The following is an 18,678-nucleotide window of genomic DNA, read 5'->3' as shown; positions in this document are numbered from 1 at the left end:
CGGTTTCGATCGCTTCGGAGGGCGGAACCGTTTCGGACTGGCCTCGAGCGGTTCCGCGACCGCGTTCAATCGTCTCGCGGCGGTGGCGCGTACTCGCCGCGGGCGAACCTGCCGAAGCACAGTTCGCGAAACGAGAGCACGTAGTTCTGCTCTCGATACTCGCGTTCGACCGCCTGGAAGTAGTTGACGACGGTCACGAGCACCACGCCGCCGATCGTGTTGCCGAGGAGCACGGGGAGGGCGAAGTCGATCACGCCGGTCGCGAGCACCGGCTGGCCGCGAAAGACGAGAAACAGCACTTCGGTCGCCGAGACCACGCCGTGGTGGAGGTTCCCCAGCGGGATCGCGAGGAACGCGATATACGTCAGCACCAGCCGCGAGGTCGTGTCCTGTGACGCGTAATCGAGCCAGACGACGCCCGCGACGATCAGACCGGCGAACATTCCCTTGAAGAACAGGCTCCACCACGGCGTCGCGGTGCCCTGTTCGGCGATCCCGACCGCAGTGGACATGACGGACGGGGAGAAGACGCCCGTGTTCGCCAGCACGTACGCGCCCATCGCGCCGCCGACCAGGTTTCCGAACAGGACGATCGTCCAGACGGTCAGCAGCGCCGGAACGCTCGCCAGCCGCTCGAAGACGAGCGCGACCGGCGGCAGCGTGTTCTCGGTGAACAACTGGTAGTCGCCGATGATGATGTAGACGAAACCGAGCGGGTAGAGGAGCGCGCCGACGATCGGCGCGCCGCCGGTCGCGTCGGTCAGCGACGCGTAGAGCATGACCGTCAGCGTGATCGCGAAGCCCGCCGCCAGCGCGCTGAAAAACAGCTCCCGGATCCCGGTCGTGATCTCGTCGTCGGCCGCGGCGACGATCCGGTGGAAGATCTCGTCCGCCGAGAACCGGTCGCGGACGACGGCGCCGGCCGCCGGAACCCCGCGAGAGGACTGCTCGACGGCCTCTCGGATCGTCTCGTCGTCGAGTGCCTCCGCCGCCTCCGGCTCGTCTCGTCCCCGCTTCTCGCGGGACCGCTCGTCGGCGCTCATGGTGGCGAGTACGCGATAACCCGAATAAAGCTGTCGTCATGCGAGTGAAATGAACAGACCTGTCCATCGCCGGCGACCGGCGCGGCGTCGATCACCACTCGGAGAGCGCGTCGGGGCCGTGAAACCGCGCCAGCACGACGAGGAACGAGCCGACGCCGGTCAGCGCGAACGCGCCGTTCGAGCGGATCGCAGGAATCGATTGACTAGCGCGTGTGGCAGTCGGTCGTCCAGATGCGTTCGTAATAGTGCAAGACGATATCGTGGCACAGAACCTCGAGCGCGACCGCTCCGAAAGGTAACGCCTTTTCACGCCGTCGCCCCCATATCCCGTTATGAGCGAACACGATGGGGCCGCTCGGCGGGCGAGCGTCGCGGTCCACGCCGCCCGCGCCGGGGCGGACGTCGCCGAAGCCTCCTTTCGCGGGGAGCTCGAGGTCGACCACAAGAACGGCAAGACGGACGTCGTCACGCAGGCCGACCGCGACGCCCAGCGGCGCGTGATCGAGGTGATCGAGGCGTCGTACCCGGACGACCCGATCGTCGGCGAGGAGGAGGACGCGCTGAAGGCGGTCCCCGAGACGGGGCCGGCCTGGATCGTCGATCCGATCGACGGGACGAACAACTACGTCAACGGGATCCGCGCGTTCGGGACGGCCGTCGCGGCGGTCCGCGACGGCGAACCCGTCGCCGGGGCCACCGTCTGTCCCGCGCTGGGCGACACGTATCGCGTCGGGCCGACGGGCGCGTTCCGCAACGGCGAGCCGCTCTCGGTCAGCGCCCGCTCCGATCCCGAGGCCGGGACCGTCTGCCCCACCTACTGGTGGGACTTCGACCAGCGCGACCAGTACGCCGCGGCGGTCCGCGGTCTCACCGAGCGCTTCGGCGACGTTCGCCGCTTCGGCTGCGCCCAGCTCGAGCTCGCGATGGTCGCGTCGGGGGCCCTCGAGGGGACGATCACGAACCTGCGGGCCAACCCGTGGGACACCGTCGCGGGCGTCGCGCTGGTCCGGGCGGCCGGCGGGACCGTGACGGACCTCGAGGGGAACCGCTGGCGCCACGACAGCGCGGGACTGGTCGCCTCGAACGGCCACCTCCACGACGAACTCCGCGCCGCCGCTCGGGAGATCGACGCGGGCGGGGACTGACGGGCGGCGGGATCCGATCGACCGCCGCTGCAAAAAATCGGAAACGGTAAGCGGCCCCCGTACAGCTACTCCCGCATGGACGAGTACATCGAACGGTACGGGGCCGAGCGGATCTGGGCCGCGACCGTCGTTCTCCTCGCCGCTGGCGTGGCGCTCGCTGCGTACCTCTTCCCCCAGCGGGTCTACGTGGATCTCATCTGGCAGTACTACTGGGGCCCGGTCGTCGCCGACGCCCACGGCTGGAGCTGCGTCGCCTGGGCGGACGGGAATCCGGTCCACTGTAGCGAGGTCGGTCCCAACGCCGGACCGACCGCCGAACCCGGCTACACGTTCGTCTCCTACGCGGGCTACATCCCGACGCTCGTCCTGATGGCGATCGGGGTCCTCTTCCTGGTTCGCCGCCTCGAGATCGAGCGCTACCGCGCGGGCTTCTTCGCGCTGTTCCCGTTCATGCTCTTCGGCGGCGCCCTCCGGGTCGTCGAGGACACGAGCGTCGCCGCCTACCGGCAGACGGGCGAACTCATGATGGAGTTGCCGTGGATCGGCTTCCTGATCAGCCCGCTGATCTACTTCACCGTCGCCCTCCTCACGGTGATCGCCGTCGTCGTGGCGGTCTGGCTCGACCGGACCGACCGCGTCTCGGGTTACGAGTACCCGCTCGCGGCGATCGGGACGGCCTACCTGACGCTCACGCTCGCCTATCTGGGGTACGCGTCGACACAGCCGTACGCCGACTTCCATCCGCTGCTCCTGCTGACGACGCTCGTCGGTGCGACCGTCGCCACGGCCGTCACCTGGCTCCTCATCGGGGAGTTCGCCCCCGAGATCAACCGCGGAACGGAGTACATGGGACTGGTCGTCATCTGGGCGCACGCGGTCGACGGCGTCGCGAACGTCATCGGACTCGACTGGGCGACCGCCTTCGGGCTCCCCAACAATCTCACGCCGAAACACCCCATCAACGGGGCGATCGTCGACATCACCGGCTCGGTGCTGCCCGCCGGGGTCGTCGACGCCATCGGCGCCGCCTGGCCGTTCCTGCTCGTGAAACTCGTCGCCGCCACGTTCGTCGTCTGGGTCTTCAACGAGGAGATCTTCGACGAACAGCCGCGCTTCGCCATCCTGATGCTGATCACCGTCGTCGCCGTCGGGCTCGGTCCGGGCACCCGCGACATGCTCCGGGCGACGTTCGGCGTCTAGGCGGCGCGGTCGCGGTTCGGGTTCGTACTCGACCGGCGACGGATCCGTCTGACTGACCGGACACTCCCGAATAGCCGCTCGAGGCCCCGGTGAAACCCTCGGCGCGGTATCGATCGGGGGCGAGAGCGGAAACAGAAACGGATACGTGATCACCTGACAATCGACGGGATAGCAATGGACGCGTACTTGTTCGTACACTTCAGGGAGAAGCGGACGCCGGACGGTGAGCAGGTGTACTTCGGGATCAGCAGGGACGGATTCCACTGGGAGGAGGTAAACGACGGCGACCCCGTTCTCTGGAGTTATAAGGGCGACAAGGGGGTCAGGGACTGTGCGATCACCCGGACGACGGACGGGCGGTTCGTGATCATGGGGACGGACCTCAGTCTGGCGTACGGGATGCCCAATCAGTACGACGGATCGTGGGAAGCGATCACTCGCAACGGGAGCGACTCGCTGGTGCTGTGGGAGTCCGAGGACTTAGTCGAGTGGTCCGAACAGCGGATGGTCGAGTTCGGAGACGGGGAGTTCGGCTGTCTCTGGGCGCCGGATATCACCTACGACCGAGAGAACGGCGACTACGTCGTTCACTGGTCGTCGTCACATCGAGGCAACGACTACGGAGACAAGGCGATCTACTACGCGCGGACCGACTCGTTCGACGCGTTCTCGGAGCCGGACCTACTGTATCGGAAGGCCGACAGCGGCGTCATCGACTCCGCGATGTACGAGGAGGACGGGGCGTACTACTGTTTCGCGAAGAGCGACGGGAATCCCACCGGAATCGTCCTGCTGAAGAGCGAGCGCCCGACCGGGCCGTTCTCCCGAGTGGCGGCGTTCGATCGCACCATGGAGGGACTGGACGGCGGACGGTACGAGGCACCGACCGCCGTGCGACTCGAGGACGGACGCTGGTGTCTGTTCCTGGATTACTACGGCGGCAGCCCGGAGACGCAGGGCTACGTCCCGTTCGTCGCGGATTCGCTGGAAGACGAGTTCGTTCGCGCCGACGACGAGTTCTCGTTCCCGTACGGGTTCAAACACGGCACGGTGCTTCCGATCACGGCCGAGGAGTACGACCGCCTGAAGGCGTACGAGAAGGAGCCGTCAGAGAGATAAGCGACGATCCGCCGACCGGTTGCTCTCGAGTCCCGGCCGAGGGACTTGCGGACGTCCGAAGGCGATGTCGACTCTCGACCGCCTCACCGTTTCCAGAACGCCCCGGTGAACAGCACGAGCGCCGGAATGATCTCGAGACGGCCGATCCACATGAGGAAGATCATCACGAGCTTCGAGGTGACGGGGAACTCGCGGTAGCTGCCGAAGGGACCGAGGTCGCCGAAGCCCGGTCCGATGTTCCCGATCGTCGCGATGCTGGCGCTGATGGCGTCGATCGGCTGGAGCGAGACCGCGCCGCGGGTCGAATCGACGGCGATGAACACCGTCGCGATCACGAAGATGAACAGGTACAGCAGCGTGAAGCCGAGGACGCCGCGGATGACGTCCTCGTCGACGACGTAGCCGCCGAGCCGAATCGGCTGGACGGCCTCGGGGTGGGCGGCGGTGAACAGCTCCCGGCGGGCGACTTTCAGGACGACCAGCCAGCGGATGATCTTGACGCCGCCGCCGGTCGAGCCGGCGCAGCCGCCGATGAACATCGTGATCAGGAGGACGGTCTGTGCGATCGGGTCCCACTGCGCGAAGTCGCTCGTCGCGTACCCCGTCGAGTTCAGCAGGGAGACGGTCTGGAAGGCCGCGTGGCGCAGCGCGCTCTCGCCGTATCCCTCGGTCGCGCCGCCGAGGTCGCCGAGCGGCGGGGCGCTGCCGCTGTAGAGCAACGCGGCCACGATCGCGGTCACGACGGCGATCGCACCCGCGTAGGCGCGGAACTCGGTGTTCTCGAAGAGTCGTCCCGGTTCGCCGTCCAACACGTACCAGAAGAGCGCGAAGTTAGTTCCGGCGACCGCCATGAAGGGGATGACGACCCACTGGACGGCGGCGGAGAACGCGGCGATGCTGTCTGCTTTCGGCGAGAACCCGCCGGTCGGCAGCGTCGTGAAGCCGTGGGCGACAGCGTTGTAGAAGTTCATGTTCGGCGCCAGCCCCCCGAGGTGGAGTCCGTAGAGGAGCGCGATGTAGACGATCGTGAACCCGAAGTAGACGAGCCAGAGAATGCGCGCCGTCTCGGCGATCTTCGGCGTGAGCTTCTGCAGCTCCGGACCCGGCGCCTCGGAGCGGATCAGTTGTGCGCCGTTGACCGCCAGCTCCGGCAGGATCGCGATCATCAACACGATGATCCCCATCCCGCCGAGCCACTGAGTGAGCTGGCGCCACATCATGAGGGCGTGGGAGTGCTGTTCGACGGAGATCGCGGCCATCACGGTCGCCCCGGTCGTCGTGAACCCGGACATCGACTCGAACAGCGCGTTCACCGGATGTCTGAGCGCGGATTCGGTCCCGTAGCCGGCGATGAGATACGGGATCGCACCGACGATCGCGACCACGAGCCACGAGATCGCGACCAGCAGCAACGCTTCTCGCGGTTGCAAGTCGGGATCGGGATCGAGTCGCTCGAGTCCGTACCCGATGGCAACGACGATCCCGATCGTCGCTACGAACACGAGGATATCCTCGCGATAGATGACGGCGACGACCAGCGGTACGAGCAGCGTCAGGGCGAGATACTTGAGAACGGTACCAGTCAGCGCGACGCTCGCCCGCCAATCGACTCGTATATTCATACTCTCAGGCCTGGCTCCGCTCGAGCCAGAATCATGATCGGGGGAACTCGACGTCGCTACATAATTCCACTGAAGTGGTTCGATCGCGGGAACCGGGCGGAGTCGCCGGAAGACACCGATCGTCGTCTCGAGCGAACGTACGGACTACGACCATGTCAACCGATCATCTATATGCGCTCGCCGCGTAGGTTCGACCGGCATGGCTCGACTTCCAAGCGTCCGGCGCCCGGTCTCGTTCTTCGACGTCTTTACCGTCACCGCCGTGTCGATCGTCGTCGTCGCTGCGGTGCTGACGATCTGGCACGGGACGTTCGTCCGCACCGAAATGGGCGTGTTCACCGTCCTCGTCTTCGGCTGGGTCGCCTGGGCCGTCAATCGAATCCTCGAGGAGTCGGTCCAGCGATCGGACCGAACGCGGCGCGACTCGAGGCGCTGATCCGATTCGCGGACGTGAGAGCCGGTCTCGGCGGCTGGGCGGCAAACGAACCAGTTAAGGCGCGTGTCCGACATCGCCCGAGTATGTCCGAACGGTCCTCCGTACAGCGGGGACTCTCGGTATCGTCGGGTCCCGTCCGCGTTCGCGGTCGGTAACGGGGCGGGTCACACGCCGGACGCCGTTTCCAGTACGACAATGAAACGAAGACTACAGAACGCGTTCACCGGAAGACCGGCGAGGGGGAACCGATGAGCGGGAGCGACGAGGAACTCGCCAAGGACCTCGGACCGCTCGCCGCGCTAACGATCGGCGTCGGGACGATGATCGGCGCGGGTATCTTCGTCCTCCCAGGGGAGGCCGTCGCGGATCTCGGGCCGCTGGCGTCGCTGGCGTTCGTCATCGGCGGCGTGATCGCCCTGTTCACGGCGCTCTCGGCGTCCGAACTCGGGACGGCGATGCCCGTCTCCGGCGGGGCCTACTACTACGTCAACCAGGGGCTCGGGCCGCTGTTCGGCTCGATCGCCGGCTGGGGGAACTGGATGGGGCTGGCGTTCGCCTCCGCGTTCTACATGTACGGGTTCGGCGAGTACGTCAACCAGTTCGTGAGCGTCCCGGCGGTGGCGCTCGGTCCCGTCGGCCTCGAGTCGGCCCAGTTGATCGGGCTGGTCGGCGCCGCCTTCTTCATCACCGTCAACTACGTCGGCGCGAAGGAGACCGGCCGGTTACAGAACATCATCGTCGTCACGCTGGTCGGTATTCTGGCGGTCTTCACGCTGTTCGGACTCCTGAACGCCGATCTGGAGACGCTCCGTCCCATCGACCCCTTCGGCTGGGCGCCGCTCCTCCCGGTGACGGGACTCGTCTTCGTTTCCTACCTCGGGTTCGTTCAGATCACGTCCGTCGGCGAGGAGATTCAAAACCCCGGCCGCAACCTGCCGCGGGCGGTCATCGGAAGCGTCGTCATCGTGACCGTGATGTACGCCCTGATCCTCCTGACAGTGCTTGCCGCCGTCGAGACCGAGGTCGTCGCGAACAACGAGACGGCCGTCGTCGACGTCGCCCGGATGCTGATGGGACCGGCGGGGGCCGCGGCGCTGCTGTTCGGCGGCCTGCTGGCGACCGCCTCGTCGGCCAACGCCTCGATCCTCGCGTCCTCGCGGATCAACTTCGCGATGGGCCGGGACAAGCTCGTCTCGCCGAAGATCAACGAGATCCACCCGCGGTTCGCGACGCCGTACCGCGCGATCGCGATCACGGGCGCGCTCATCCTGCTGTTCATCGCGTTGGGTAACCTCGAGATGCTGGCGTCGGCCGGCAGCGTCCTCCATCTCATCGTCTACGGGCTCCTGAATCTCGCGCTGATCGTCTTCCGCGAGGCGGACCCCGCCGGCTACGAGCCCGACTTCGAAGTGCCGCTGTATCCCATCACGCCGATTCTGGGCGCGGTGCTCTCGCTCGCGCTGATCGCGTTCATGGAGCCGACCGTCATCCTCCTCTCGATGGCGTTCGTCGTCTTCGGACTCGTCTGGTACCTCGGCTACGCTCGGTCGGAGATCGAATCGCAGGGCGTGCTCGCCGACTACGTCCTCGAGCGGTCCGACGAACTCCCCGACGCGGCGGTGTCGGCGACGACGGCGGTCAAACCGGAGGGCGGCGACTACCGAGTGATGGTCCCGCTCGCGAACCCCGCCCACGAGAAACACCTGATCACGCTCGCCTCGGCGATCGCCGACCGGAACGACGGGACGGTCGTCGCCGTCAACGTCGAGCAGGTCCCCGACCAGACGTCGCTGACGGCCGCACGCGACCAGCAGGACTACGAGGCGGCCGAACACCTGGTCGAGCAGGCGCGAGCCGACGCCGAGACGTACGGCGTCGACGTGGAGACCCACGTGGTCCTCTCCCACCGCGGCGTCGAGGAAGTGTTCGACGCCGCCACGCGCTACGACGCCGACGTCTGCGTGATGGGCTGGGGGCCGGACTCGCTGGGATCGTCGGGCCGCGTGGAGAGCAGGACCGACGAACTCGCCCACTCGCTGCCGTGTGACTTCCTGGTCTTCCGCGACCGCGGGTTCGACCCGTCACGGATCCTCCTCCCGACCGCGGGCGGTCCGGACTCCGACCTCGCGGCGGCCGTCGCGCGCTGTCTGCGCGACCAGTACGACGCCGAGGTGACCCTCCTCCACGTCGCGGACGATCCCCAGCAGGGACGCGCGTTCCTCGAGTCGTGGGCCGACGAACGCGAGCTGTCGGACGCGACGCTCACCGTCGAGACGGGCGACGTCCAGCGGAGCATCGGCGACGCGGCGGCGGACGCGACGCTGCTGGTCATCGGCGCGACGGAGAAGGGGCTGCTCTCGCGGGTCGTTCGCGGCTCGCTCGTGCTCGACGTCCTCGAAGACGTCGACTGTTCGGTGCTGCTCGCCGAGAAGCGCCACAAACGCTCCGTTCGCGAGCGGATCTTCGGCTCCGGGAACGGCGACCGAAGCGACGCGGAGACGGGCGTGACTCCGGAGCCGTCGACGCCGAACCCCGAATCCGAGACGACGAGAACGGACTGACGAACTCGTTTCGCGATCCGAGCGATCGCGAGTGCGCCCGATCGAATCGTCCTCGACTCGGTGCTGTCCGCTCGAGAACGCACTCAGTCGTCGGCTTCGAACGCGTTCAGCATGGATTCCGTGATCCCGCCCCGAGAGAGCACCGTCAGCAGGTCGCCGGCGCGAATCTCGCTCTCTCCCGTCGGCGTCAGTACGGTGTCGTCGCGTTCGATCGAGACGACGAGCACGCCGTCCTCGAGGACGGCGTCGCGGCCGGCCTGTGCTAAGGTCTTCCCGACGATCGGCGCGTCGTCGTCGACGGTCAGTTCGACGACCTCGTTGCCGCCGGCGAGACTGATGTAGTCGGAGAACTGCTGGTGGGACTCGGCCGGCCCGAACGGCTGGTAGGCCTGAAACTGCTCTCGCTGGATCATCTTCTCGTCGTCGATCTCGAGGCCCAGCGCGGTGAGCTCTCGGACGACGCCGTTGAGCGCGTCGACGTCGCTCCCGACGGCGAGCACGTGGAGGTTCTCCCGCCCGGCCACGAACTCCCGGACGTTGACGACGCCGGTGATCGCCCGGGCCTGCTGGGCGAGTCGCGCGCGGTCCTCGACGGGCGCCGTGGCCACGTACAGCGTCGTGAGCATCTCGTCGGCGGCGTCGAAGTCGACGTTCGCGTGATACCCCGTGATGATCCCGGCCTCCTCGAGTCGGTCGATACGGTTTCGGATCGTCGCCGGAGAGACGCCGACCTCGTCGGCGATCATCGGCGCCGACGTGTTCCGCGCGTCGTCCATCAACGCGTGGATGATTCGCTTGTTCACCTCGTCGAGACGGATACTCATGGTCCCGGGTACGCCCACGTGCCTGAAGGCTTCTGCTTTTTGATCGCCCGCCGAAACACCTAGCGACGTGACTGCCCTCCAATCGGAACGAAGTATGACGGACTATCGACGGCGGTCGTTCGGTACGCGGTCCGTTCCAGTCCGTTCGCAACCGGTGTCGCCGGCGGACGGCGTGTATCACGCTCGCGCTCGTCGGATTGCTTTCGGCCGTCGAGTCGTACAGATTAATAATCGAAAGCGAACAACCCGTTGTCGGACGCTCGAAATGCGACTCGAACCATCAGCAGGGGAAGACTGAACATGTATATCGTTATCATCGGCGCCGGCAGCATCGGCTCGAACTTGATCGACCTCGCGGTCCGCGACGGCAACGACGTCGTCGTGATCGAAAGCGACGAGGGGCGGGCGAACGACGTCGCCTCGGAATACGACTGTCTCGTGCTCAACGCCGACGCGACGAACCACGACACGCTCCGAGATGCGAGCATCGACCGCGCGGACGCCGTCATCTCGACGACCGACATCGACGCGGTCAACATCATGGTGATGTTGCTCGCCCAGGAGCACGACGTCCCGAACCTCGTCAGCGTCGTCCACGACCCCGAGAACCTCCCCGTCTTCGAGAAGATCGGTGTCAACCTCATCGAGAACCCGCAGCGACTGATCGCCGACTACCTCTACCACTCGGTCCGGTATCCCAGCGTCAGCGACTTCATCGACCTCGACGAGGAGACCGAACTCGTCGAACTGACCGTCACCGAGGGCGCCCCGATGGACGGCCAACGCCTCGAGACGGCCATCGAGACCGGTTCGCTGCCGGACGGCTGCCTCGTCGTCGCGCTCAAACGCGGCGACGAGATCCGCGCCCCGCGGGGCGACACGACGATTCGGGCCGGCGATCAGGTGACGGTGTTCACCGACGACACGGCGCTGGCCGACGCGGTCGCGGCGTTTACCGACGACCACTCATGAGGGTGCGGTATTCGGCAGTGGGTCGGGACCTCGGTCGAATCCTGCAGGTCGTCTCGCTGATGGCGCTCGTCTCGATCCTCGTCGCCGCGATCAACCGCGAGTTCTACGCGATCCCCGCGTTCGTCGGCTCGGCCGTCGTGATGGGCGGACTCGGGATCGGACTCGCGCGACGATACGGGGGCGTGTCGGACACCGGTCGGCTCGAGGCGATGGTCACGGCGGCGGCCGCGTGGGGAACGATCGGCGTCTTCGGCAGCCTCCCCTTTCTGCTCATCGCGTGGACGATCGCGCTCGATCCGTATCCCGCGTGGGCGAACACGCCGCCGATGACCGACACGGTCGCCGTCTTTCGACATCCCCTCAACGGGATCTTCGAGAGCATCAGCGGCTTCACCAGCACCGGGCTGACGATGGCCGCCGTCGAGGAGAACCTCCCGCGGTCGCTGCACTGGTGGCGCTCGTTCACGGAGTGGATCGGCGGCGTCGGCGTCATCGTCCTCACCGTCGCGATTCTCGCCCGCCCGGGCAGCGGGTCGCTGACGCTCTACGAGAGCGAGGCCCGCTCCGAGAAGATCCATCCCAGCATCGTCTCGACGGTCACGGAGATCTGGAAGATTTACCTCGGGATCACGCTCGCTGCGATCGCCCTGTTCTTCGTCGCCGGTATGCCGCTGTGGGACGCGATCAACCACGCGATGACGGCCATCGCGACGGGCGGGTTCTCCGTCCACGCCGACTCGATCGGCCACTACGGCAGTCCGATCATCGAGTACGCGGTCGTTCCGGTGATGGTCGCCGGTAGCATCGCGTTCCCGATTCACTACCTGCTGATCAAGGGCGAACTGCGCAACGTCTACGCCGATCTCCAGACCCGGTGGGTGTTCATCTGGTTTTCCGTCGGTTCGGTCGCACTGATGGCGCTGCTCTCTGCAGGGGGACAGTACGAGTCGCTCGGGGAGACGTTCCGGATCGCGCTGTTCCAGTTCGTCTCCGCGACGTCGAACGCCGGGTTCGGAACGGCGTCGATCGGCGGGGGGACCGACCGCGTCTGGACGGCCGGGCCGACGCTGTTGCTCTGTCTCGGGATGCTGACCGGAGCGGCCGCCGGATCGACCGTCGGTGGCCTCAAACTCGTCCGCGTCATCACGCTCGTCAAGGGGACGGTCTGGCAGATCAGGAGCGTCTTCGCGCCGGCCAGCGCGATTCGCCGACTCCGGCTCGGCGAGCGCACCCTCGATCAGTCACAGGCCCAGCGCGAGTACGCCGAGGCGGCCGTCGTCTTCGTCCTCTGGATCGCCGGGCTCGCCGTCGGCGTCGCGGTCTTCCTGTGGGCGTTGCCCCCCGAATACCCCCTCGAGTACGTCATCTTCGAGGTGATGAGCGCCCAGAGCACCGTGGGGCTGGACACCGGGATCACCGGTCCGGGAATGCCGACGGCCGCCAAGACCGTCCTGCTGTTCAATATGTGGATCGGGCGCCTCGAGATCATCCCCGTCGCGGTGCTGTTGGGCGCGTTCTTCCAGCGGCTCGATCTCTATCGCTGACCGTCGGCGCCTCGTCGCTCGAGACGGTCGCGTCGGCGACACCGACGGCCGTCGGACCACCGCTGCGCGCGTTTTCGCCGGTGGTCGGTCGCTATCGGATCCCGTCCCAGTGAGCGGACGATCACGTGCACGCGAAGAGCGCCGAGTCCACCGTTCGCAGCCGTTGCGCGCTCGAGCGTGTGACGAGAACCGCTCGGTAGTCAACCATCGAAATAAGTGAACTTAAGGGAGATTCTGTATCCGCAAATCAGCTAGGTTTATATTATTGAATCCGTAACGCCAGCAGTGATGGAACGATGTCGACAGCCACGTCGGGAGCGCGGCGCTGCGAGCGCTCGGCTCCGTCGGCGGTGGTGAACCGATGACCGATTCGATCACGACGCACACGGTCGTCCCGGTCGCGACCGAGCGCGACGCGCGGGCGACGTGCGACTCGCTGGAGTCGTTCGTCGAGGAGATCGAGACGATCACCGTCGTCCACGTCATCGAAAAGACGGACGGATACCCGGACAAGGCGCCCCTCGAGGCGCGCCGAGCGCAGGCCGACCGGATCTTCTCGATCGTCGAGGAGCGGCTGCCCGACGGCCTCCCAATCCGACGCGAACTCAGGTACGGGACCGACGTCGTCGACGAAATCGCCGCCGCGGCCGCGGACGTCGACGCGACCGCCATCGGGTTTCGGCCCCGATCCGGCGGCCGACTCCACCGACTGCTGTCGGGGTCCGATTCGTACAGACTGATCACCGAGTGCGAGCGTCCGGTCGTCGTCTTCTCGCGACTGGACTCGAACGACGCCTGACGGAGACACCAACGATGTATGTTATCATTATCGGCGCAGGGAGTATCGGCTCGAACCTGATCGATCTCGCGGTCCGCGACGGCAACGACGTCGTCGTGATCGAAAGCGACGAGGGGCGGGCGAACGACGTCGCCTCGGAGTACGACTGTCTCGTGCTCAACGCCGACGCGACGAACCACGACACGCTCCGGGACGCGAACGTCGACCGAGCGGACGCGGTCATTTCGACGACCGACGTCGACGCGGTCAACATCATGGTGATGTTGCTCGCCCAGGAACACGACGTCCCGAACCTCGTCAGCGTCGTCCACGATCCCGAGAACCTCCCCGTCTTCGAGAAGATCGGTGTCAACCTCATCGAGAACCCGCAGCGACTGATCGCCGACTACCTCTATCATTCCGTTCGATATCCCGGCGTCAGCGACTTCGTCGATCTCGACGAGGAGACCGAACTCGTCGAACTGACCGTCACCGAGGACGCCCCGATGAACGGGCAGCGCCTCGAGACGGCCATCGAGACCGGTTCGCTGCCGGACGGCTGTCTCGTCGTCGCGCTTCAGCGGGACGGCGAGATCTGCGCACCGAGGGGCGAGACGACGATTCACGCGGACGACCACGTGACGGTGTTCACCGACGACGCGACGTTATCCGACGCCGTCGCGGCGTTTACCGGCGATCGAGCATGAGAGTTCGATATCGGGCGGTCGGACGGGACGTCGGTCGAATCGTCCAGGTCGTCTCGCTCATGCTCGTCGTCTCGATCCCGGTCGCCGCGATCAACCGCGAGTTCTACGCGATCCCCGCGTTCGCCGTCTCCGCGGTCACGATGGGCGGGATCGGCGTCGCGCTCGCCCGCCGATACCGTGACGCGTCGACCACCGGCAAACTCGAGGCGATGATTACGGCGGCCGGCGCGTGGGCGGCGGTCGGCGTCCTCGGCGCGCTCCCGTTCCTGCTGATCGCGTGGACGATCGCGATCGACCCGTTCCCGGCGTGGGCGAACACGCCGCCGTTGAACGACACGACGGATATCTTTCTGAATCCGCTCGATGCCGTGTTCGAGTGCATGAGCGGCTTCACCGGGACGGGGCTGACGGTGGCCGCCGTCGAGGAGGAACTGCCTCGATCGCTGCACTGGTGGCGCTCCTTCACGGAGTGGATCGGCGGCGTCGGCGTCATCGTCCTCACCGTCGCGATCCTCGCTCGCCCGGGCAGCGGGTCGCTGACGCTCTACGAGAGCGAAGCCCGCTCCGAGAAGATCCACCCCAGCATCGTTAACACGGTCACGGAGATCTGGAAGATCTACCTCGGACTGACGCTCGCCTCGATCGCGCTGTTCCTCCTCGTCGGCATGCCGCTGTGGGACGCGATCAATCACGCGATGACGGGGATCGCTACCGGCGGATTCTCCGTCCACGCCGACTCGATCGGCCACTACGGCAGCCCCCTCATCGAGTACGCGGTCGTTCCGGTGATGGTCGCGGGCAGCATCGCCTTCCCCGTCCACTACCTGATCTTCAGGGGCGAACTCGAGAACTTCTACGAGGACGTCCAGACGCGCTGGGTCTTCCTCTGGTTCGGAATCGGGTCGCTGGCCTTGACCGCGATCCTCTGGGCCAACGGACAGTACGAGACGTTCGAGGAGACGTTCCGGATCTCGCTGTTCCAGTTCGTCTCCGCGACGTCGAACACCGGTTTCGGCACGGCGACGGTCGGCGAGGGCACGGAATCGGTCTGGTCGGCCGGAGCGACGTTCGTGACGTGTCTGGGAATGCTGACCGGCGCCGCGGCGGGGTCGACGGTCAGCGGTCTCAAACTCGTCCGCGTCATCACGCTCGTCAAGGGGACGGCCTGGCAGATCGGCTCGGTCTTCCAGCCGGACAGCGCGATTCGGCGACTCCGGCTCGGCAAGCGGAGTCTCGGCGAGGACCAGTTCCAGCGGGAGTACACCGAAGCGGCGGTCGTCTTCCTGCTCTGGATCGCGTTCCTCGCCGTCGGCGTGGCCGTCCTCCTGCGGACGCTCTCGCCGGCGCACCCCGTCGAGTACGTCGTCTTCGACGTGATGAGCGCCCAGAGCAACGTCGGCCTCGACTCGGGGATCACCGGACCGGGCATGCCCGATACCGCGAAGGCGATGCTGATACTCAACATGTGGGTCGGCCGCCTCGAGATCATCCCCGTCGCCGTGTTGCTGGGAGCGATCTTCCGACGGCTCGGCCTCTACCGGTGATCAGAGCACCGCCGACACTTCGTCGAGGGCGGCCGCGTCGACGAACAACACGACGTGGTCGCCGGCCCGCGGGACCGTCGTCCCGCGGGGCGTGACGAGGTCGCCGCCCCGAGAGATCGCACCGATGACGACGCAGTCGGGCAGATCGTCCATCGACTCCGCGATCTCCCGGCCCGTCAGGGCGCTGTTCGCGTCGAGTTCGACCTCGATGACCTCGGCGCGGTCGTGTTCTAACATCGCGATCTTCTCGGTCTGGTCCGTCCGCGTAAAGCGGACGATCTCCTCGGCGGTCTCCTCGCGGGGGTTGATCGCGACGTCGATCCCGACGGCCTCGAAGAGGTCGGTGTACTCGGTGTTCTCGATGATCGCGACCGTCCGACCGACGCCGACGCGCTGGGCCAGCAGGGAGACCAGCAGGTTCTTCTCGTCGCTGTCGAGGGCGGCGACCACGATGTCGGCCTCGTCGATGTGCTCGCGGGTGAGGAAGTCGGTGTCGGTCGCGTCGCTCTGCATGACGAACGTGTGCGGCAGCGCCTCGGCCATCTCGCGGGCGCGCTTCTCGTCCCGTTCGATCAGCCGCGGCTCGAAGCCGTGGGCCTCGAACTCGCGGGCGGCCTGGAAGCCGATCTCGCTGCCGCCGACGATGACCACGTCGTCCGCGCTCGAGGTCGTGTCCGGAACCATCGCCATGGCGAACTCCTTGACGGAACTGGGGCTCCCGATGACGACGATCCGGTCGCCGGCGCGGAACTGGGTGTCACCGCGGGCGACGATCAGTTCCTCCTCCCGGAAGACGGCGGCGAACGTCATCGAGTCGTACCGGTCGGCCTCCTCGACGCGGCTCCCGACCAGCGGGCTCTCCGGGCCGATCTCGAACTCGGCCATCCTGACGAGGCCGCCGGCGAACGTCTCGACGTCCTGCGCCCGCGGGAAGCCGGAGATCCGGAAGATCGTCTGGGCGACCAGCAGGTCCGTACAGACCATGAAGTCCACGCCGAAGGCGCCCTGGGACCCCTCCCACGTGTTCAGCAGCGTCCGCCGTCGGACGCGCGCGATGGAGAACGCGTCGCTGGCGGTCTTGGCGGTGCCACAGACGACGATGTTCGTCTCGTCGCTGTCGGTACACGCGACGACCAGATCCGCTCGCTCGAGGCCGGCCTCCCGAAGCGTCTCGAGTTCCGTCCCGTCGCCCTGGACCGAAAGTACGTCGTACGAGTACGTGATCTCGTCGGCGAGTTCGGGATCGCGTTCGACCACTGCGACGTCGTGGGTGTCCGCGAGGTTCGCGGCGATCATCTGGCCGACCTGTCCCGCGCCGACGATCAGTACGTACATCGCTGGGACCTCCTTCGCATGGACATTCTTTCCCGGACGTTTTCGGGGTGGACCGATAGGCGTTTCGACGATTGGTCACCGTTCCGAAGCGTGGTCAGCCGGACGAAATCGCTCCGGTCGAAGAATCACGACGCGCCGCGTCCACCGCTGCGTCGCGTTTGCCACCGTTCCGATCGAGCGCATTGTGAGCCGGGCGGAGTCGTTTCGAGAACGCATATACGACCGCGGCCTCCAAGGTGGAGACATGACTGACAGTGCCGGAGCGGACGACGGCTGGTTCGAGAGCCTCGAGTCCGACGGTCCCGAGGCGGCCGCGACGGCGGTTCGCGAGGGGGCCGCCGACGACCCCCGCGACTGGCCCGCGCTCGCGGTCGAAGCGGGGGTCGTCGCCGACGAGGCGGAGTACTACGACGCCCTGCGGGCCGCGACGACGGCGGCGACGAGGGCGGCGGTGACCGAGCGCGAGGCGGCCGACGACCGCCAGCTCGTCCACGCGGTGCGGGCGATGGACGACTGCACGCGAACGGCGAACGAACTCGCCGAACGCCTCGCCGAGTGGGCGGGGACCGTCGATCCCGACGCCGGCACGGGCGTCGACTACGCTCGAGAGTTGGCAGGTCGAGACGAGACGCCCGACGCCGCGCCGGACGCGCTCGTCTCGCTGGCCGAGCGCATCGCCGGCCTCGCCGACGAGGCCGACGAACTGCGCGAGTACGTCGAGCGGACCGCGCCGACGGTGGCGCCCAACCTCGCGACGATGGCCGGCCCCGTCCTCGCGGCGCGGCTGCTCTCGCTGGCCGGCGGCCTCGAGAGCTTGGCGAAGAAACCCAGCGGCACGGTCCAGGTGCTCGGCGCCGAAGACGCGCTGTTCGCCCACCTCCGCGGGCACGCCCCCTCGCCCAAACACGGGATCATCTACACGCACGACGCGGTCCGGGGAACCCACCCCGACGAACGGGGTTCGGCGGCCCGCGCGGTGGCCGGGAAGCTCGCCATCGCCGCCCGCGTCGACCACTACTCGGGGGAACTGAAGCCGGAACTCGGGGCCGAACTCGAGGAGCGCATCGCGACGATTCAGGCGCGAACCGACGACGGTGATTCGAGCGCCGACGGCGACGGAGGCGATGACGATGAGTGAGACGCTCCCGGACGGCGTCGAGCGCCGCGCGTTCGACGGCACCGAGCGTCTCGCCACTCGCGGCGAGCCGGTCTACGGCGAACCGACCGACGGTGAGTGGCGCGCGTGGAACCCGAACCGCTCGAAGCTCGGGGCGATGCTCGAACTCGGGATGGAGACGGGCCTCGAGGGCGGCGAGACCGTCCTCTATCTCGGCGCGGCCAGCGGAACGACCGTGAGTCACGTCGCGGACTTCGCCGGGCCGACCTACGCCGTCGAGTTCGCCGCGCGGCCGGCGCGGGACCTGCTCGAGGCGGCGGAGAGTCGGCCGTGGCTCTTCCCGCTGCTGAAGGACGCCCGGAAGCCCGAGACGTACGCCCACGTCGTCGAGTCGGACGTCGACGTCATCGTGCAGGACGTAGCCACGAGGGGCCAGGCCCGCGTGGCGCTCGAGAACCGGCGCTTTTTGGCCGACGACGGACGGTTGCTGCTGGCCGTGAAGGCGCGGAGCGAGGACGTGACCCGGGATCCGGCGGCCGTCTTCGAGGACGTCCGCGAGGAACTCGAGGAGGGGTACGAGATTGTGGAGACGCAACGGCTCGAAAACTATCACGCCGACCATCTCGGGGTCGTTGCGCGGCCGCGATGAGAGAATCGACCGGTCGTGATCGACGCCGCGTCGATTACGATGCGAAGCGACCGCTCGATCCCGGCTGAACGGCTATCGCATC

General features: G+C 67.1%; 15 protein-coding genes and 1 pseudogene. 12 read left to right on the top strand and 4 right to left on the bottom strand.

Annotation, left to right across the window (positions count from 1 at the left end; all coding sequences use genetic code 11):
* Positions 1-83 precede the first annotated feature (83 nt).
* Positions 84-1,043, bottom strand: a pseudogene (locus WD430_RS16065) (formate/nitrite transporter family protein); the annotation flags it as partial.
* A gap of 332 nt (positions 1,044-1,375) precedes the next feature.
* Between WD430_RS16065 and WD430_RS16060 the strand changes: the two are divergent.
* The 3 genes from WD430_RS16060 to WD430_RS16050 all read left to right on the top strand — a co-directional run bounded on the left by WD430_RS16060 (position 1,376) and on the right by WD430_RS16050 (position 4,507).
* Positions 1,376-2,188 carry an inositol monophosphatase family protein gene (locus tag WD430_RS16060; protein ID WP_339103431.1) on the top strand — a complete coding sequence of 271 codons (813 nt, stop codon included), beginning with the start codon at positions 1,376-1,378 and terminating at the stop codon, positions 2,186-2,188.
* A gap of 75 nt (positions 2,189-2,263) precedes the next feature.
* Positions 2,264-3,388, top strand: coding sequence for a DUF63 family protein (locus WD430_RS16055; protein WP_339103430.1), 1,125 nt, complete (start codon positions 2,264-2,266; stop codon positions 3,386-3,388).
* Positions 3,389-3,562: 174 nt separating this feature from the next.
* Positions 3,563-4,507, top strand: a complete 945-nt coding sequence (locus WD430_RS16050) for a glycoside hydrolase family 43 protein (protein ID WP_339103429.1) — start codon at positions 3,563-3,565, stop codon at positions 4,505-4,507.
* Positions 4,508-4,590: 83 nt separating this feature from the next.
* On the opposite strand, the gene WD430_RS16045 is transcribed toward WD430_RS16050, so the two are convergent.
* Entirely contained in the window at positions 4,591-6,129 is a 1,539-nt protein-coding gene (locus WD430_RS16045; protein ID WP_339103428.1) for a TrkH family potassium uptake protein, read from the bottom strand.
* 199 nt (positions 6,130-6,328) lie between these two features.
* Between WD430_RS16045 and WD430_RS16040 the strand changes: the two genes are divergently transcribed.
* Positions 6,329-6,565, top strand: coding sequence for a hypothetical protein (locus WD430_RS16040; protein ID WP_339103427.1), 237 nt, complete (start codon positions 6,329-6,331; stop codon positions 6,563-6,565).
* A 248-nt stretch (positions 6,566-6,813) separates the two neighbouring features.
* The gene (locus WD430_RS16035; protein WP_339103426.1) at positions 6,814-9,126 is read left to right on the top strand and encodes an amino acid permease; all 2,313 of its coding nucleotides are present in this window, start codon (positions 6,814-6,816) and stop codon (positions 9,124-9,126) included.
* 83 nt (positions 9,127-9,209) lie between these two features.
* Here WD430_RS16035 and WD430_RS16030 read toward each other — a convergent pair whose 3' ends face one another.
* Positions 9,210-9,950 carry a TrkA C-terminal domain-containing protein gene (locus WD430_RS16030; protein ID WP_339103425.1) on the bottom strand — a complete coding sequence of 247 codons (741 nt, stop codon included), beginning with the start codon at positions 9,948-9,950 and terminating at the stop codon, positions 9,210-9,212.
* 300 nt (positions 9,951-10,250) lie between these two features.
* Here WD430_RS16030 and WD430_RS16025 point away from each other — a divergent pair, with 300 nt between their 5' ends.
* The 5 genes from WD430_RS16025 (at position 10,251) to WD430_RS16005 (ending at position 15,495) form a co-directional block, all read left to right on the top strand.
* Positions 10,251-10,922, top strand: a complete 672-nt coding sequence (locus tag WD430_RS16025; RefSeq protein WP_339103424.1) for a TrkA family potassium uptake protein — start codon at positions 10,251-10,253, stop codon at positions 10,920-10,922.
* Positions 10,919-12,466, top strand: coding sequence for a TrkH family potassium uptake protein (locus tag WD430_RS16020; RefSeq protein WP_339103423.1), 1,548 nt, complete (start codon positions 10,919-10,921; stop codon positions 12,464-12,466). The genes WD430_RS16025 and WD430_RS16020 overlap by 4 nt, the downstream gene beginning before the upstream one ends.
* Positions 12,467-12,827: 361 nt before the next feature.
* Positions 12,828-13,265 (top strand): universal stress protein, encoded by a 438-nt coding sequence (locus WD430_RS16015; RefSeq protein WP_339103422.1) that lies wholly within the window; start codon positions 12,828-12,830, stop codon positions 13,263-13,265.
* 14 nt (positions 13,266-13,279) lie between these two features.
* Positions 13,280-13,951, top strand: a complete 672-nt coding sequence (locus WD430_RS16010) for a TrkA family potassium uptake protein (protein ID WP_339103421.1) — start codon at positions 13,280-13,282, stop codon at positions 13,949-13,951.
* On the top strand, positions 13,948-15,495 hold the full coding sequence (locus WD430_RS16005; protein ID WP_339103420.1) for a TrkH family potassium uptake protein: 1,548 nt from the start codon (positions 13,948-13,950) through the stop codon (positions 15,493-15,495). The genes WD430_RS16010 and WD430_RS16005 overlap by 4 nt, the downstream gene beginning before the upstream one ends.
* Here the strand turns inward: WD430_RS16005 and trkA are convergent, their stop codons facing one another.
* Positions 15,496-16,830 carry a Trk system potassium transporter TrkA gene (trkA, locus tag WD430_RS16000; protein ID WP_339103419.1) on the bottom strand — a complete coding sequence of 445 codons (1,335 nt, stop codon included), beginning with the start codon at positions 16,828-16,830 and terminating at the stop codon, positions 15,496-15,498. It abuts the gene before it with no gap.
* Positions 16,831-17,074: 244 nt separating this feature from the next.
* Here trkA and WD430_RS15995 point away from each other — a divergent pair, with 244 nt between their 5' ends.
* Both WD430_RS15995 and WD430_RS15990 read left to right on the top strand, forming a co-directional pair.
* Positions 17,075-17,968 carry an NOP5/NOP56 family protein gene (locus WD430_RS15995; RefSeq protein ID WP_339103418.1) on the top strand — a complete coding sequence of 298 codons (894 nt, stop codon included), beginning with the start codon at positions 17,075-17,077 and terminating at the stop codon, positions 17,966-17,968.
* Positions 17,961-18,596, top strand: a complete 636-nt coding sequence (locus tag WD430_RS15990) for a fibrillarin-like rRNA/tRNA 2'-O-methyltransferase (RefSeq protein ID WP_339103417.1) — start codon at positions 17,961-17,963, stop codon at positions 18,594-18,596. Before WD430_RS15995 ends, WD430_RS15990 begins: the two co-directional genes overlap by 8 nt.
* Positions 18,597-18,678 lie beyond the last annotated feature (82 nt).

This window comes from Haloterrigena sp. KLK7 (genome assembly GCF_037914945.1).
In the GTDB taxonomy this organism is placed as follows: domain Archaea; phylum Halobacteriota; class Halobacteria; order Halobacteriales; family Natrialbaceae; genus Haloterrigena; species Haloterrigena salinisoli.
Note: the sequence above shows the minus strand (reverse complement) of the source record. Positions and strands in the feature narration are given on the sequence as shown.

What these genes read in the sequence shown, in the direction of transcription:
- WD430_RS16045 (WP_339103428.1), bottom strand. Translation starts at nt 6,129, where the DNA reads ATGAATATACGAGTCGATTGGCGGGCGAGCGTCGCGCTGACTGGTACC.
- trkA (WP_339103419.1), bottom strand. Translation starts at nt 16,830, where the DNA reads ATGTACGTACTGATCGTCGGCGCGGGACAGGTCGGCCAGATGATCGCC.
- WD430_RS16050 (WP_339103429.1), top strand. Translation starts at nt 3,563, where the DNA reads ATGGACGCGTACTTGTTCGTACACTTCAGGGAGAAGCGGACGCCGGAC.
- WD430_RS16005 (WP_339103420.1), top strand. Translation starts at nt 13,948, where the DNA reads ATGAGAGTTCGATATCGGGCGGTCGGACGGGACGTCGGTCGAATCGTC.
- WD430_RS16020 (WP_339103423.1), top strand. Translation starts at nt 10,919, where the DNA reads ATGAGGGTGCGGTATTCGGCAGTGGGTCGGGACCTCGGTCGAATCCTG.
- WD430_RS16040 (WP_339103427.1), top strand. Translation starts at nt 6,329, where the DNA reads ATGGCTCGACTTCCAAGCGTCCGGCGCCCGGTCTCGTTCTTCGACGTC.
- WD430_RS16010 (WP_339103421.1), top strand. Translation starts at nt 13,280, where the DNA reads ATGTATGTTATCATTATCGGCGCAGGGAGTATCGGCTCGAACCTGATC.
- WD430_RS16035 (WP_339103426.1), top strand. Translation starts at nt 6,814, where the DNA reads ATGAGCGGGAGCGACGAGGAACTCGCCAAGGACCTCGGACCGCTCGCC.
- WD430_RS16060 (WP_339103431.1), top strand. Translation starts at nt 1,376, where the DNA reads ATGAGCGAACACGATGGGGCCGCTCGGCGGGCGAGCGTCGCGGTCCAC.
- WD430_RS15990 (WP_339103417.1), top strand. Translation starts at nt 17,961, where the DNA reads ATGAGTGAGACGCTCCCGGACGGCGTCGAGCGCCGCGCGTTCGACGGC.
- WD430_RS16055 (WP_339103430.1), top strand. Translation starts at nt 2,264, where the DNA reads ATGGACGAGTACATCGAACGGTACGGGGCCGAGCGGATCTGGGCCGCG.
- WD430_RS15995 (WP_339103418.1), top strand. Translation starts at nt 17,075, where the DNA reads ATGACTGACAGTGCCGGAGCGGACGACGGCTGGTTCGAGAGCCTCGAG.
- WD430_RS16025 (WP_339103424.1), top strand. Translation starts at nt 10,251, where the DNA reads ATGTATATCGTTATCATCGGCGCCGGCAGCATCGGCTCGAACTTGATC.
- WD430_RS16030 (WP_339103425.1), bottom strand. Translation starts at nt 9,950, where the DNA reads ATGAGTATCCGTCTCGACGAGGTGAACAAGCGAATCATCCACGCGTTG.
- WD430_RS16015 (WP_339103422.1), top strand. Translation starts at nt 12,828, where the DNA reads ATGACCGATTCGATCACGACGCACACGGTCGTCCCGGTCGCGACCGAG.